This window comes from Vibrio penaeicida (genome assembly GCF_002933855.1).
Classification (GTDB): domain Bacteria; phylum Pseudomonadota; class Gammaproteobacteria; order Enterobacterales; family Vibrionaceae; genus Vibrio; species Vibrio penaeicida_A.
The window spans coordinates 42,699-55,731 of record NZ_BFAQ01000007.1 but is presented as its reverse complement, the minus strand read 5'-3'; the positions used below and the strand labels follow the sequence as shown (position 1 = coordinate 55,731).

Annotated in this window: 12 protein-coding genes; 5 read left to right on the top strand and 7 right to left on the bottom strand. The window is 44.4% G+C overall.

Going from position 1 to position 13,033, the window contains the following annotated elements; all coding sequences use genetic code 11:
• Nucleotides 1-171 precede the first annotated feature (171 nt).
• Nucleotides 172-747, bottom strand: coding sequence for a TetR/AcrR family transcriptional regulator (locus VPNCDNU1_RS01855; RefSeq protein ID WP_104398777.1), 576 nt, complete (start codon nt 745-747; stop codon nt 172-174).
• A 128-nt stretch (nt 748-875) separates the two neighbouring features.
• Between VPNCDNU1_RS01855 and VPNCDNU1_RS01850 the strand changes: the two genes are divergently transcribed.
• Together VPNCDNU1_RS01850 and VPNCDNU1_RS01845 are read left to right on the top strand one after the other, a co-directional pair.
• Nucleotides 876-1,943: an L-dopachrome tautomerase-related protein gene (locus VPNCDNU1_RS01850; RefSeq protein ID WP_104398776.1), complete on the top strand. Its 1,068-nt coding sequence runs from the start codon at nt 876-878 to the stop codon at nt 1,941-1,943.
• Nucleotides 1,944-2,089: 146 nt separating this feature from the next.
• Nucleotides 2,090-2,905, top strand: a complete 816-nt coding sequence (locus tag VPNCDNU1_RS01845; protein ID WP_104398775.1) for a cobalamin-binding protein — start codon at nt 2,090-2,092, stop codon at nt 2,903-2,905.
• Between the two features lie 90 nt (nt 2,906-2,995).
• On the opposite strand, the gene VPNCDNU1_RS28770 is transcribed toward VPNCDNU1_RS01845, so the two are convergent.
• Nucleotides 2,996-3,136, bottom strand: a complete 141-nt coding sequence (locus VPNCDNU1_RS28770; protein WP_167404698.1) for a hypothetical protein — start codon at nt 3,134-3,136, stop codon at nt 2,996-2,998.
• 123 nt (nt 3,137-3,259) lie between these two features.
• On the opposite strand from VPNCDNU1_RS28770, the gene VPNCDNU1_RS01840 reads away from it, so the two are divergent.
• Both VPNCDNU1_RS01840 and VPNCDNU1_RS01835 read left to right on the top strand, forming a co-directional pair.
• A complete protein-coding gene (locus VPNCDNU1_RS01840; protein ID WP_104398774.1) occupies nt 3,260-3,727 on the top strand; it encodes a hypothetical protein in 468 nt (155 codons plus the stop codon).
• A 152-nt stretch (nt 3,728-3,879) separates the two neighbouring features.
• Nucleotides 3,880-4,923 (top strand): hypothetical protein, encoded by a 1,044-nt coding sequence (locus VPNCDNU1_RS01835; protein ID WP_145959429.1) that lies wholly within the window; start codon nt 3,880-3,882, stop codon nt 4,921-4,923.
• A gap of 794 nt (nt 4,924-5,717) precedes the next feature.
• Here VPNCDNU1_RS01835 and VPNCDNU1_RS01825 read toward each other — a convergent pair.
• Together VPNCDNU1_RS01825 and VPNCDNU1_RS01820 are read right to left on the bottom strand one after the other, a co-directional pair.
• Entirely contained in the window at nt 5,718-6,680 is a 963-nt protein-coding gene (locus VPNCDNU1_RS01825; RefSeq protein ID WP_104398772.1) for a transposase, read from the bottom strand.
• Nucleotides 6,681-6,940: 260 nt separating this feature from the next.
• Nucleotides 6,941-7,492: a GNAT family N-acetyltransferase gene (locus VPNCDNU1_RS01820; protein WP_104398771.1), complete on the bottom strand. Its 552-nt coding sequence runs from the start codon at nt 7,490-7,492 to the stop codon at nt 6,941-6,943.
• A gap of 317 nt (nt 7,493-7,809) precedes the next feature.
• On the opposite strand from VPNCDNU1_RS01820, the gene VPNCDNU1_RS01815 reads away from it, so the two are divergent.
• Entirely contained in the window at nt 7,810-9,222 is a 1,413-nt protein-coding gene (locus VPNCDNU1_RS01815) for an AAA family ATPase (RefSeq protein WP_104398770.1), read from the top strand.
• An 80-nt stretch (nt 9,223-9,302) separates the two neighbouring features.
• On the opposite strand, the gene VPNCDNU1_RS01810 is transcribed toward VPNCDNU1_RS01815, so the two are convergent.
• From VPNCDNU1_RS01810 to VPNCDNU1_RS28990, 3 genes are all read right to left on the bottom strand, one after another.
• A complete protein-coding gene (locus tag VPNCDNU1_RS01810; RefSeq protein WP_104398769.1) occupies nt 9,303-10,829 on the bottom strand; it encodes a sensor histidine kinase in 1,527 nt (508 codons plus the stop codon).
• A gap of 9 nt (nt 10,830-10,838) precedes the next feature.
• The gene (locus VPNCDNU1_RS01805; RefSeq protein ID WP_237324066.1) at nt 10,839-12,569 is read right to left on the bottom strand and encodes an ABC transporter substrate-binding protein; all 1,731 of its coding nucleotides are present in this window, start codon (nt 12,567-12,569) and stop codon (nt 10,839-10,841) included.
• 224 nt (nt 12,570-12,793) lie between these two features.
• Nucleotides 12,794-13,033: hypothetical protein (locus VPNCDNU1_RS28990; protein ID WP_201797102.1), on the bottom strand; the 240-nt coding region annotated here is incomplete at its 5' end.

Below are 13,033 nucleotides of genomic sequence, written 5' to 3'. Positions count from 1 at the left end.
ATGTTCTACAGGTGTATTAAATTATTTTTTTATTTTTTTTAGATTTTAATAACTTAAATATATTAAAGTTAATTATAAATAAAAAAGTCAAAAATAATCTAATCTGGACTTTTATTAAAACCAAATAAAACTATACCGGTTAAATACTATCGTGGACTATAAGAAGTATTATTACATTCCACTCTTAGCTTCCGTTAGCCAAGGTAAAAAACGTTGAATGCTATCGGTCAGTACTTCACTCGCATTTTTCTGATACCCATATACTCGAATACCAAAAATCACCATCATGAGTTGATGCGCGTAATTTTGTGCCTCCAACGTTGAAAATGTGCTTTCTAGATGGTGGCAGTATGTCTGCTCTATCACTTGCAGTTTATCTGTGGCTAAGAACTGTAAATCATCATCCAAAGCGGACAACTCTAGTTGCGATTTAACCAAAAAACAGCCGCAGTAGGGGGATTCTTCCGTTTGCTCAATAAGTTCTGTGAGAATGTGTTGTATTCCTTTGATGGCACTCCCCGTTTTTTGGACGGCGGTATGAATTTCTTCAACAGAATGATTGGCATAGCTTTCTAATGCCATGCGAAACACCCCTTCCTTACTGCCAAACTCGTTGTACAAACTACCGGGCTTAAGACCTGTTTTTTTCGAGATATGTTGAATACTTGTCGCAGAGTACCCTTGGCTCCAGAACAAGTCCGTTGCCTGTGAAATAACCTCTTCGATTGAATACTTCTTTTTTGCCATGCGATCTTAATCTCCTACTGCTGAGGACATAATAGCAGTTTTGAATGAACACTCAAAAAGTATTTGACAGGCAAACTTTGGGTATATATTTTGAATGAGCGTTCAAAATGTTTTGAAAAGGATAATTCATGAAAAAATTACTTTTAACTTCGCTTAGCACACTCGCCATAATGGTTTCATTCAACGCCTTATCGAGCGACCTGAATGTTGTTCATCAACTCGATCATAAAGCGCCTCCGGGGAATATTGCCGCTTCGTCGTCAGGCCGGATATTCATGAGCAATCATCACTTCTACGGTGCGAAAAACAAGATTGTCGAAATCACCGCTGAAGGCAAAGCCGTCGCTTACCCAAATGAAGCATTTAGCCAAAGTCTTAACCCTGTTTTGGGAGTGATTTTGGATAAGAAAAACGTGCTATGGATGCTAGAAACGGCAGATTCTGACACGCGTGTCGGGCGTCTTGTTGGTTGGGATACAGAAAAAAACGCACTGCACAAAGTGGTTTACATCGCAGCGCCTACGATTCCACAAGACTCCTTTCTAAACGATCTGGCCGTCGATAGAGACAATGAAGTGGTGTACATCACCGATACTGCTGCTGGGCGTAATTCCGCATTAATCGTGATTGATTTGAAGACCGGCGTGACTCGACGCGTGCTAGACGGTTCTCCTTTTACGCAGCCAGAAGACATTGATATGGTGATTGACGATAAAGTCGTCACGCTTGGTGGGTCGCCAGCACGCATTGGCGCAAACCCCATTACACTGGATACAAAAAATGAATGGCTCTATTTTGGCGCAATGAGCGGTACTAAACTGTATCGAGTTAATACATCTGATTTGCGTAATCCAACACTGTCGGCGAAGCAATTAGAACAGCGGGTAGAAACATACGCCAACAAGCCGATCAGCGACGGTATCGCCATTGATCTGGACGACAATGTCTACATCACCGATATCACCAACGATGCGGTTGGGTACATTGGCCAAGATCGCCAGTATCGAGTGTTACATTCCGATTCTGAATTACTGAGCTGGAGCGATGGCTTTGCAACAAAAGCCAATGGGAAGATTCTGGCTACGGTCAATAAGCTTCACAAATCACCGGTGCTAAATCAGAACAAAGATGAAAGTGGCGATCGCTACTACATCGTTGAATTTGATGCCCTAGGGAAGACACAAGTGGGTCGATAAAGATAACGGTAGGGGAAGATGGAACTTCTCCTGCCTAACCCTAGGAATAAGCCTACACCTTGAGGTTTATGAGGTTTATGAGGTTTATTCAGTTTGAAATATCTCTATAATTCAATCATCTAATCTTTAATGAATGGGCGGGTCCGATGCCAATCCCAGCGCCGCAATGGCCACAACGAATCATATGCCTGACAGAAGAAACCACCGAAGCGCTTTACTTGATGGGAGAAGAAGACAGAATTGTCGGTGTTTCTGCCTACACGGTACGCCCCGAGAGAGCCAAACGTGAAAAGCCCAAAGTCTCGGCATTTGTGAATGCACGTATCGAGAAAATCATGGATCTCAAACCGGATTTGGTTCTGGCATTTTCAGACATGCAGGCAGACATTGTTCGCGACCTGGTCAAGCAGGGCGTCGATGTGCACTGCTTTAATCACCGAACTTTAAGTGACACGCTGCAAATGATACGAACACTTAGTGCGCTTATCGGTGAGCCTCAAAAAGGCGAAAAGTTAGTACAGGAACTTACTCAAGGGCTGGCTGAAATTAAGGCAAGTGCCGATTCGCTCACCCACAAACCGAGAGTGTATTTTGAAGAGTGGTTCGATCCATTAATTACCGGAATCACCTGGGTGAGTGAGTTAGTGGAGCTCGCTGGTGGCATCGACTGTTATCAGGAGTTTGCCAACGAGTCGTTAGCCAAAAACAGAATTATCGAACACCCTGAACAGGTGATAGAAAAACAGCCCGACATTATCATCGCTTCCTGGTGTGGTCGTCGTTTCCAAAAAGACAAACTGACTCAGCGAGAAGGCTGGCAGAACATTCCCGCCATTCAAAATGATGAAGTGTATGAAATCAACTCAAGTGAAATCTTGCAACCCGGACCAGCCGCGCTGACGGATGGGGTAAAACAACTTCACCATATTATTAAAGACTGGAGTGAGCGGCAGGAACGATAATATCGAGTAGCCAATATCATGGAGACTGTCTCTTCAACACCACCATTTATTTGGTTAAGTACTCCATGATTTATCTGTATTTGGTGGTTGTCATAGTGGTCGGTTCTGAAAAGCGACAGATGACAACCAAGTTGTACGATTTAGGTGTTGATTCGGCATCATTCCACTTTTTTTGTAAGCCACTAAATCGTTAAGTAATAGGCTCCAAATGGAGTACTTATTTACAGCCACTTCATTCTCCAACAATAAATGATTTTATCCTAAACATTACTTCCCCCAGATTTCTCACAAAACAACCCAATTAATCATGCTGACAGGTCACTAAGGTAACCCTATAGATAACGCAGTTAGGGTTTGCCTGCTTTTGTAAAAAATACGTGGTTTGAAAAATTTCGCTTTGTCGATGAATGGTTAATTTTATGCCGTACCCGCTACCAATTAAAAAAACTAAAAAAGCAGATGTATCGCTGTTTAGACGAGGTAAAGCAAACTATTCACCCTTGTAAAACCTACCAAGGCAAAGTGCCAGAAAATGGGATTGATTTTCTCGGCTATTGCATCGGTGGCAAAGCAAAAGATAGACCCAAAAACACATTAAACCTAGCGTGGAAAACCATTGCTAACCATCTTACAAAAATCCAGCGGCTTTACGAGCAAGGTGCCTCACCTGAGTGCATTGCGGGTTATGTAACACGGTGGCTTAGGTGGGTAAAAAGCGGCGTCACCATAGCATTAGAGCAAGTGGTCACGCAGGTATTTAACAGCGCGCTAGGAAAAAGCTTAGACACTCAATTTGGCCTTCAGGGGTTTTATAGGGGCTGAGGGTTTGGGGGAGATGCCTGTGGGTGAAATCGGTGTCTCTTGTATTTTTACGACTATTTGTTTTTCAATAACTCGGCAATATTACACGCTTAGTTGCATAGGCTCCTGATGGAAGTCCAATTTAATTTTTAATGATGATGGAGATAATTACCATGCAAAAGATCATAAAGTACACTTTAGAATTCAATAGCGCATTTAAACATCTGAAAGGCTTTTCTATAACTGATCTTGATGGGGGAGAGGCTAAGAAACTAAAGGAATTTGCTGAAAGCGTAGTGCAAAACACACTCAATGCAAACGTAAAGAGCTATGAACCTGAAATAAACAAATTATATGAAAGAATACTAGGCTCTAACGGGATGGCACGGCCGGTTACTGAATGGGACAACACGCAACTACAAACGACCTATCGCTTCCACGCTATAAGATACTGGCTCAGGGAAGCTGGATATAGTTGGATCAAGATACCGGAGATGAAGGGTGAGGAAAGACGAGAGTGGTACGAACCGAACTGGGTACAGTATGAGGACGGATGCGTCACTATTACGGACGTTTTAGGAGCGGTGGAGTATGTGCTAACGGAAGTTCTTAAAGGGGAGATGGGACTTTGGTCGGACGGAGATTTGACGTCTCCTCCTTTGACTTCTGAAGAACTTAAACAACTAACATTCAAAAGTGGAGATGGTAAAAAAAGGATATTTACCCGGCTTTTGCAGGGGCTGACTTTAGCTCTCATAACCACGATGTATAAGGTTGCGTTAGATGAGAAACTGATTACCAAGGAGGACGATGTGGCCAAGAAAACGAGAACTATCCTAACTGAAGCGATCGCGCACTTGGAAGACGGAAGTAAAGGAGGGACACGCGGTGTAGCGTACGACATTCTCAATGGGATCAGCCAACCAGAGTTTTTCAAGCGATGCTTGGTGCTAGTTAAGGTGCTGTGGAAAGTACTAGTTGGCGAGGAGAACTATCGACAGGAAATGGGCATGGTGCTAAGTGGGCAAATATCTCTAATTACGTTACTAGATCGAGAGTACTATAGGACCGTTATAATAAGACGTGTGCAAGAACAGCAGCTAATAGGCAGAACCACCCGGAGAGAGCCAGTGGGCCCGAGACCAGTATTTTTCATAGGAAGGGTTCCTATCGACAGCATAATGTTGCAACTATACTTGGATGGGAATAGCACTTAAAAAAAAAGAAATTAGTAGGACCTCCCTGACGACACAAAGGAAAGGTTCTGTCGTGTCGAATGGGGAGGTGGCATACCATTACTTTGTTCCCACGACAATTCAGTGAGAGGCATAGGTTTTCATCCCCCTTAAGGAAAATCAGTACTGACATATATACAGGCTCGTTATGAGGCAGTTTTGTTGCCTCGGCCTCTAATGAGTTCCGTACCTGACGATAAGTTAAAAGGGACAGGCACTTATAAAAAGGCAACCAAGACAATCTTTAGCAATGCACCTTTCTGTCGACATCTGTATCAAAGCCAGTGAGTTATCAGGAAAATTCTCGGTGTGTAGGCGTGATTTTAAGCAGCTTTACGCTTTTTAAGGCGAGTGACATCAGCAAAGCGTGCTTTGAGAGAGGTTGAGAGGGAAGTAACGTTGCGGCAGAGGTCGCTGGTTAGCTGTCAGGAAGCCGAAATCCGGAGACTCGCTTTCTTTTGAGTGTCGGTAGCGCGCGCTTTACCGACTCTTCTTTACCAATTACATTTCCTCTTTCCAGCTCTGTACAGGCGTGAAGCCAAGTTTCTTTGCTAATGCCTAACCGACTCAGGATAGTGAATAAACGGGGACAGGCAGTCTAAAAAAGGCGACTGAGACGATCCTTAAGACCCCACCGTCATGTCGATGACAGTTTGGAATCCGGTAAGTTATTAGGTAAATTCTCGGTATTTAGGCGTGATTTAAAGCAGTTTGACGCTTTTTAAGGCGAGTGACATCAGCAAAGCGTGCTTTGAGAGGGAAGTGGGGTCAGAGGTTTAGCTATCTGGAAGCCGAAGTCCTGAGACTCGCTTTCTTTTGAGAGTCGGTAGAGCACGCTTTACCGACTCTTCTTTACCAACTACATTCCCTCTTTCCAGTTCTGTACAGGCGTGAAGCCAGGTTTCTTTGCTAATACCTAACCGACTCAGGATAGGGGGGAGAATATGATTGATGTGCCCTCGTTTATCATCACGAATATGTCTGCCAGTCCAGTCAACTAATTCTAAGTAATCCATCAGCCTGAGCGGGATTCCGGTTGGCTGGTTTGTTCTAGGATAACCGACGAAGGGATGCAGACAAGGCGCTGTGGCTTTGCTCTCTCTGAGTGTGTCCATTCTGGCTTTAACTGAAGTGTATTCCGATGTTTCGGGGCTGTCTGCCATGTTCGCTCGAATTGGATTTAAGTCCACATAAGTCATCGCGGCGGCAAGGGCTTGCTCGTCGAGCAGTGCTTGGCTTTTAAACCTCCCTTCCCAAAAGTGCCCAGTACAACCGTCTTCTTTGTTGGCTAGGGTGGCGATGTATTGGTTCAGCATGCGCATAAACCAACTGATGCTGGCTAATCTTTCTCGCCAAGTGTTAATCATATCGTGAATTTTCAGCGCTTCGGCTTCCGTGAGGGCTTCTTGCTTTAACCACTTTTGAATCAGCAATGGTGGGGTGTGAAAGCTCAACCATCTTTCACAAACGTCTTGGTCAGACAGGGATTGCATTTCTTCTTGATTGATATGCAGCACCACGTGGTAGTGGTTACTCATGATGGCGTAAGCACAGACATCAATACAAAACACTTGGCTAAGATTGAGCAATCGCTCTTCAATCCAACCGCGGCGGTGTTCAAAGCATTGGTTTCGCTCTGAATCGTAACCACATAAAAATGAGCGCCGAACGCAGCGAGATACACAGTGATAATAAGGCGTCGCTTCTAAGCTGATTAGCTGAGCGCGGGCTTTGGTCATGATTAACAAGACTCTCTTTTAGAAAGAATGAAGCACACCATACCCGAAACCCTTAGAGCTAAAAATAAGCAAAGATTACCTTTGTGGCTTAAGGCGCGACCTCGTGAAAATGATAGGATTCATGTTTTCTTAGAGTGAGTGTCCCTGTTATTCCCTCCCTGTTATTCATGTTTTTGAGTGTCGGTAAAGCACGCTTTACCGACTCTTTTTTACCAATCATATTCCCCCTTTCCAGTCTCTCTAATCAACTTTTGTTGGCTTCACGTTCTCCGCTCAAACCGAAAAATCATTCTAGGTTCAAGGCGAACCGGCTTTTCTTGCCGCCTAAAACCAAAGCTATGCAATAAGTTTTGAGAAGGATGGTTGTTGTCGAATACATCGGCATACAGCAGGGTTATGCCTTGCTGCTTGAGTTGGTGGATCAGCTGTTCGATGGCTAATGAAGCAAAGCCTTTACGTTGGTAGGGAGCGGATATCCAGTAATAGATAAAGGCATGAGGTTGTCGCTGGTCAGTGTGTAGGTAGTAACCCACACAGCCGATGAGGCCAAACTCGTGATGAAATACCCCTCGCCGAGTATGTGGCTTGCCACTGTTTTCTAAGATGTAATTCTGTGCACTTTCAATGGAGTTTACCGGTAAACAATTCAACGCTTGGCAAATGTCTTTGCTTATGCGCTTTAGGATGATCGGGGCATGCTTAAGATGAATGGGTGCCAGCTGAATCGTATTTAGTTGTGGAATCACATCCGTCTTGGCGGTTTGCTTTTTAACGGTGTGATTGTTGAATTGTTTTAAAGGGCTAGCCTGCATAAATAAGAGTTTGAAAGTGCTGAAAAGCACCAAGCTAATCACGAAGTCTTAGGTGAGAGTTAATGTAGTACTAGTGGGTAACTTTCTCTCCATAGATGCCATCAATAACCCAGTTCAAATAACGAAATTACAGGAAAATAGGTGACTTGCATTGCGTTGTTAATGTAAAGAAAAACACAAAACGGGCGACAGAACTGGTTTTAATTCCACCTGTCGCCGTAAATATGTTGACACAAAATGGGCGACGACTACACTTATAAAGTGATTTTGTCGCCCTTTTTGTGTGGGTTGGGTATGTTTAAGTAGCAGGTGTATTTATGTTTATTGGTAGAGTTCAAGAAAAAGAAGAGCTAAAACAAGCGTTAGCGAAGAAAGATGAACTAGCCAAAGTGATTGTGCTTACAGGTCGTAGACGTGTGGGGAAAAGTACCCTAATCGAGCACTATGGTCAGAACCACAGCTCACTGCCTTTTTACAAGCTGGTGGGGATGCCACCACAAAAAACAAACCGCACCACGACAGAACTCAATAACCTTGCGACACAAATTCAGCATACGTTTGATGTGCCCAAACCACGTTTAGCCGATTGGGACGACGCCCTTTGGGCGATAGCCAAGTACGTCGAGCAGGGTAATTGCATTCTGATGATTGATGAAATCAACTGGTTTGGCAAAACCTATGACAATATCAGTAATGGTTTATTTACTCTATGGGAAAGCAAACTCAAGCACATAAAGGGTTTTACCCTTATTCTTACTGGCTCGCTTGCAAGCTGGATCCAGAAACATATTACAGAATCACAAGGTTGGTATGGTCGGTTGTCTTGGGAGAAAAATTTACAGCCCATACCGTTAGTTGATTCTTTAGATATTATTCCCGTCGATATTCGAAAACGTCTGAGTGTGAGTGAGCAGCTTCGCTACTTAATGGTGTCTGGAGGGATCCCACGCTATCTGGAGGTCTTTAATTTCTCACAAAGCCTGGAAGATAACTTACTTCGAGAAGCCTATTCAGAAAGTGGCTATCTGTTTCGAGAGTTCGATACCTTGATGAAAGACTTGTTCAGAACCAAAGGTGATCGTGCAAAAAGCATTTTAAATATTTTATCGGAAGGGAAGCAGACTGCGGTTTCAATAGCCAAAAAATTGAAACTGGATAAACCCAATGGTCACCTCTACGCCGATCTGGACATGATGGAAAAAAGTGCATTCATCCGTTCGGTGAGACCATGGAATTTAACCACGGGTACCTTTGAAGACAAAGACGCCCAGTATTATATCTCTGACCCGTATTTACGTTTTTATTACAAAGGGATTTTGCCACATATTCAGGCAGTGAAACTCGGGAACGCGAAGTTGCCCGACAACCTAGACTCTTTGCTTGGTTTTCAGTTTGAGTATGTAATGCGAGAGAACTTATCTCTGGTTTATCAGGCGCTTTCCATCAATAGTGAAGATGTATTAAAAGCATCGCCTTACCAAACCAAGGGACTACAGATTGACTTATTGATTGAGACGCGTCGCTACTTCTACATCGTTGAAATGAAGTTCCAATTAAAACCTCTGAATATGGATGTGGTACGGAGCATGAAAACAAAGGTAGAACGTTTCGAATGCCCAGACAACAAAAGCGTGCGAACGGCGATCATTCACGTGAACGGTGCGCAGGAGAAGGTCGAGAACAGCGACTATATTGATATCAGCCGTAATTTATCCAATCTCTTGTCTTGATGTACCAGTTGTCCATTTACTCATCCAATGATGAGTAAATGGTTTTTTGGGGGGCATACAAATACTACCTACCATCCCAATTACGCCGCACTCTCTCTTATCGTTACTGGGGTTTTAATATTCATAGTGAATGTGGTGCCTACGCCGACTTCACTGTTGCACGTTATGTCGCCGCCAATCTGGCTTAACGCGTTGAACACAATGGCTAATCCGAGACCTGTTCCGCCCTTGTTGCGGTTGGTGGTGTAGAAAGGATCGAAGATGTTTTTGATCTTGTCTTCTGAAATGCCGCTGCCGTTGTCTGAATACACTATGGTGACCAGTTCAGTTTCAGGGGATTCAACTCGTATGTTGATTTGGTGGTCTCCCTCTTCCTGAAAAGCGTGATTGAGCGAGTTCATCACTAAGTTGGAAATACTGTGGTAAATGGCTGACGGATCCGATTCGATCTCGATGGACTGGTCGTATTCCACGTTAACCACCACACCTTTCAAGCTGGGGCTCATGGTTCTGATCGTTTCGGAAACTTTGGTTCCTACATCAAAGCGGGCGGTTTCACTGCGAATGTTTTCTGCAGACAAATTCTTAAACCGTTGAACCAGCTCTGCCGCTTTTTCTAGGTTAGAAAGGAGAACTTCGTTGCTGTCTTTGCCAGAATCGAGGAAGGCTTTCAATTCATCTGGGCGAAGGGTTTTGTCTTGTAGGGACTGGTCAATCTTCTCGATTTGCTCGTTGAAGTAAGAGGATGCGGTAATCCCGATGCCAATTGGTGTGTTAATTTCATGGGCAACGCCAGTCACAAGCTGGTTAAGTGATGCCATTTTTTCCGATTCGATAAGCTGTTTCTGAACCCGTTTGAGATCGTCAATAGAGGTTTCCAGCGCTTCGTTCTTTTCCTGCAGTTCTTCTGCGTGCTGCTTTTTGTTGTCTACGTAACGTTTCACTAGGCTTAACACATAGGCAAGGATGACCTTGAGGATAATGGTTTCCACGATGGTCGTGAGCAATACCGACCAGAATGCGATGGAAGAAGTATGCTGCGCTTCGGTGTAAATCGCTTCGGTGATGCCTAACTGGTAGTCGTTGAAGTTCTGGATGGATTCCGTCAATTGGTCGTAAGACGCTTTTTCATTGGTGGTGACATGAAGAAACTCGGCAATCCGGACGCCTTGATTGGAATACTCAATGGTTTTATCAACTTCTTTCTCGTAGTTTTTCCATTTTTTCGAAATATCGTCCAGCAAGCCTGTTGAACCTTCGTCAGAAAACTGATTAAACGTATCGCCGTTTAACGCTTTGTTTATCTTGTCTCTGGTTTCGCTGATTTGCGATTTGATCTCTTCTTTCACCTGCTCATTGGGTGCCATCACCAACCCCATCGTCATCTGGCGCAGTTCCGAGGCGGGCTGGGCAATGTCTGTACCAGTCAAACTGATCTGGAAGGCAGAATCGTGCACTTGCGTGATGGAGGTTTTCACGCCTTCCAAACTGTAGATGTTGTAGATACCCTGAAAAATAAGCACCGTGGTAGTGGCGATGAAGAGTATCAAAATGCGGTTGGACAGCGATTTATCTGCCTCATCAACCTTTTCAACTTTATCGGACATGGGGCATTCCTACTGATGGTATGTGGTAATTTCAACGGGAACTTTGAGGTGTTCGGGGTATTCCCCCTCTCTCAACGACCAGTGCATGTCGGTCACTTCAATATCCCAGAGCGGGTAAATAGCCGTCGGGCTGGGAACAAAAAAGACTTCTTTGTTCACCGCCATAACGTGGTTTGGGCTGGGCAAGAATAACGTGTAACCCTGGTAATACACGTACTCGATCAACTCCGTCATCACGGGGATGTAGCTGGTGTCTTCCGATGGCGTGGCGAGAAACTCATCGAGCAGGCTTTCTATTTTCGGGTCGTCAGTGAACGATGTCCAAATGTTGCCCGGACGCATCACAAAGAACAAATCCCAGGGGTTCATGATCCAGTCAAAATTTGCCCAGGCGATGATGTCGTAATAGATGTCGTTTTTTCGGGCGTTGGTGGTAACAACATTGGCAAACACGTCTGCCTCTTTCTCAACAATGTGCAAATTCACGTCAATGTGGATCTGATCGAGCAGGTACTTCACGTCGCGGAACATAAACTGTGTGCTTTTGGGAGCCAGTATGGTGATGGGCAGTTTTTCGTTTGGATCGTACCCCAGGCGTCTCTGATGTTTTTTGATGATTTGAATCAGTTCCTGCCGTACATCTTCATCCAGAGGGCTGTTGAGTTCAGAAAATGTGGCGATGTTTCTGGATGCCTCTTTTACCCCGTAGAAACGTTCTCCCAGTGATATTGGGGTGAGTACGCCCTCGCCATTCATTGAAAGGTTAATCAGCGCCTGCTGATCAATGGCGCGGTTTAACGCTTCTCGCACTTCCCGAACCTGAAGCAGAGGGTGCCCGCTAATGAGGTTGAATTTTGCGACGTAATTGTTGTTAGAGGGAGAGCGAACCAGTTTCGCGTGCTGCGATAAAATGGTGGGCAGCTCATCAGAAAACGGAATCGGCATTAAGTCGAGCTTGCCTTCGGTATTCTGAATCAAATCCAGCGCTTCTTGAGATTCTATGTCTATGATGACGGTGATTTTTTCTACTTTTGGGGCATCTTCTCCCCAGTAGTATGGGTTTGCAATCAGTTCTGCGGTTGGGGTGTGGCGGTCGGCTTCAATGTAACCCTTATTGAGAATGTAAGGTCCTAACCCATACGGACCAGCTTCTGCCAGATTCGGGCAAAAAGGTTTGCCGTTCCACCCGTGCTTTTTCAGGTATTTTTCCGAATAAAAAAGCAGCCAGATGGTGTCGTGCATAAAGAAGCCGTAATCTTCTTTTAAGTGGAATCGAACCCGATGCGACGACAGCTTTTCCACCCGATCAAAAATGGTGTCCATTTTAGAGAAGGTGTAAGGCTCCTTCTTAAAATACGCCATGTTCATGACGACCGAATCGGCGTCGAAAGGCGTACCGTCCTGAAAGCGGACGCCTTTTCTTAACTCAAACTCGTAGGTTTTTCTGTCGATGATTTTATGAGAAACCGCCAAATCGTATTCCCAGCCCTTTCCGTCGTACGAAGGCTTGGTCAAACCAGCATTAATGGAGTGCGAGGTCGAGATATAAGGAAGGTTCGGCAGGTAAGCGATCACATGTGAACCCGGCTTAAACTTACCGGTAACTTGCTCCTGAGAGACATCCTTTCTAAGGGTTAGCGATTCGGAATGAGCCGTATTCGTAGGAATAATAAAAGCCATTAACAGGATGTACTGAACGCTAAGAATGGCATTCAAACAACGTTTGATGGAGCGATTCATCTCAGGAGTAACCAATATTTTGAGTCATATTAGAAAATTAGTTGAGCTTTTTAAAATGTACAATGTGAAGAAAAGAAATGCTTATGTGCAACTACCTTCACTCTGTGCAAAAAGTAAATACAAAAAAACAGGCGAAATCAAACGCCTGTGATACTCACCACCCGACAAAAATACGGGAAGTATTTTGCGATAAACTCGCAAAGAATAAGAGAAGTGCCTTTCCGCTACTCAAACGTCTGCCTTGGGGCTAACAGCTCATACACAAAGAACACCAACAGCGCACAACCAAAGGTGATCAGCACAGTAGTCATTCCTTCCGATCCCATCCAGTCGAGCATAAAGCCGATCACCAGTAAGCCCGTCATGCCGCCTAACGAATCCATAATGGTGTAGCTCATATTGGCGCTCATCTGATCTTGCTGGCAGAAGCGCTCGCCTACCGCCGTTAAGCCAATAGCGTAAAT

Bases quoted from the DNA above. Each gene is read 5' to 3' on its own strand.
- VPNCDNU1_RS01855 (WP_104398777.1), bottom strand. From the start codon at position 747: ATGGCAAAAAAGAAGTATTCAATCGAAGAGGTTATTTCACAGGCAACG.
- VPNCDNU1_RS01850 (WP_104398776.1), top strand. From the start codon at position 876: ATGAAAAAATTACTTTTAACTTCGCTTAGCACACTCGCCATAATGGTT.
- VPNCDNU1_RS01845 (WP_104398775.1), top strand. From the start codon at position 2,090: ATGCCAATCCCAGCGCCGCAATGGCCACAACGAATCATATGCCTGACA.
- VPNCDNU1_RS01835 (WP_145959429.1), top strand. From the start codon at position 3,880: ATGCAAAAGATCATAAAGTACACTTTAGAATTCAATAGCGCATTTAAA.
- VPNCDNU1_RS01825 (WP_104398772.1), bottom strand. From the start codon at position 6,680: ATGACCAAAGCCCGCGCTCAGCTAATCAGCTTAGAAGCGACGCCTTAT.
- VPNCDNU1_RS01820 (WP_104398771.1), bottom strand. From the start codon at position 7,492: ATGCAGGCTAGCCCTTTAAAACAATTCAACAATCACACCGTTAAAAAG.
- VPNCDNU1_RS01815 (WP_104398770.1), top strand. From the start codon at position 7,810: ATGTTTATTGGTAGAGTTCAAGAAAAAGAAGAGCTAAAACAAGCGTTA.
- VPNCDNU1_RS01810 (WP_104398769.1), bottom strand. From the start codon at position 10,829: ATGTCCGATAAAGTTGAAAAGGTTGATGAGGCAGATAAATCGCTGTCC.
- VPNCDNU1_RS01805 (WP_237324066.1), bottom strand. From the start codon at position 12,569: ATGAATCGCTCCATCAAACGTTGTTTGAATGCCATTCTTAGCGTTCAG.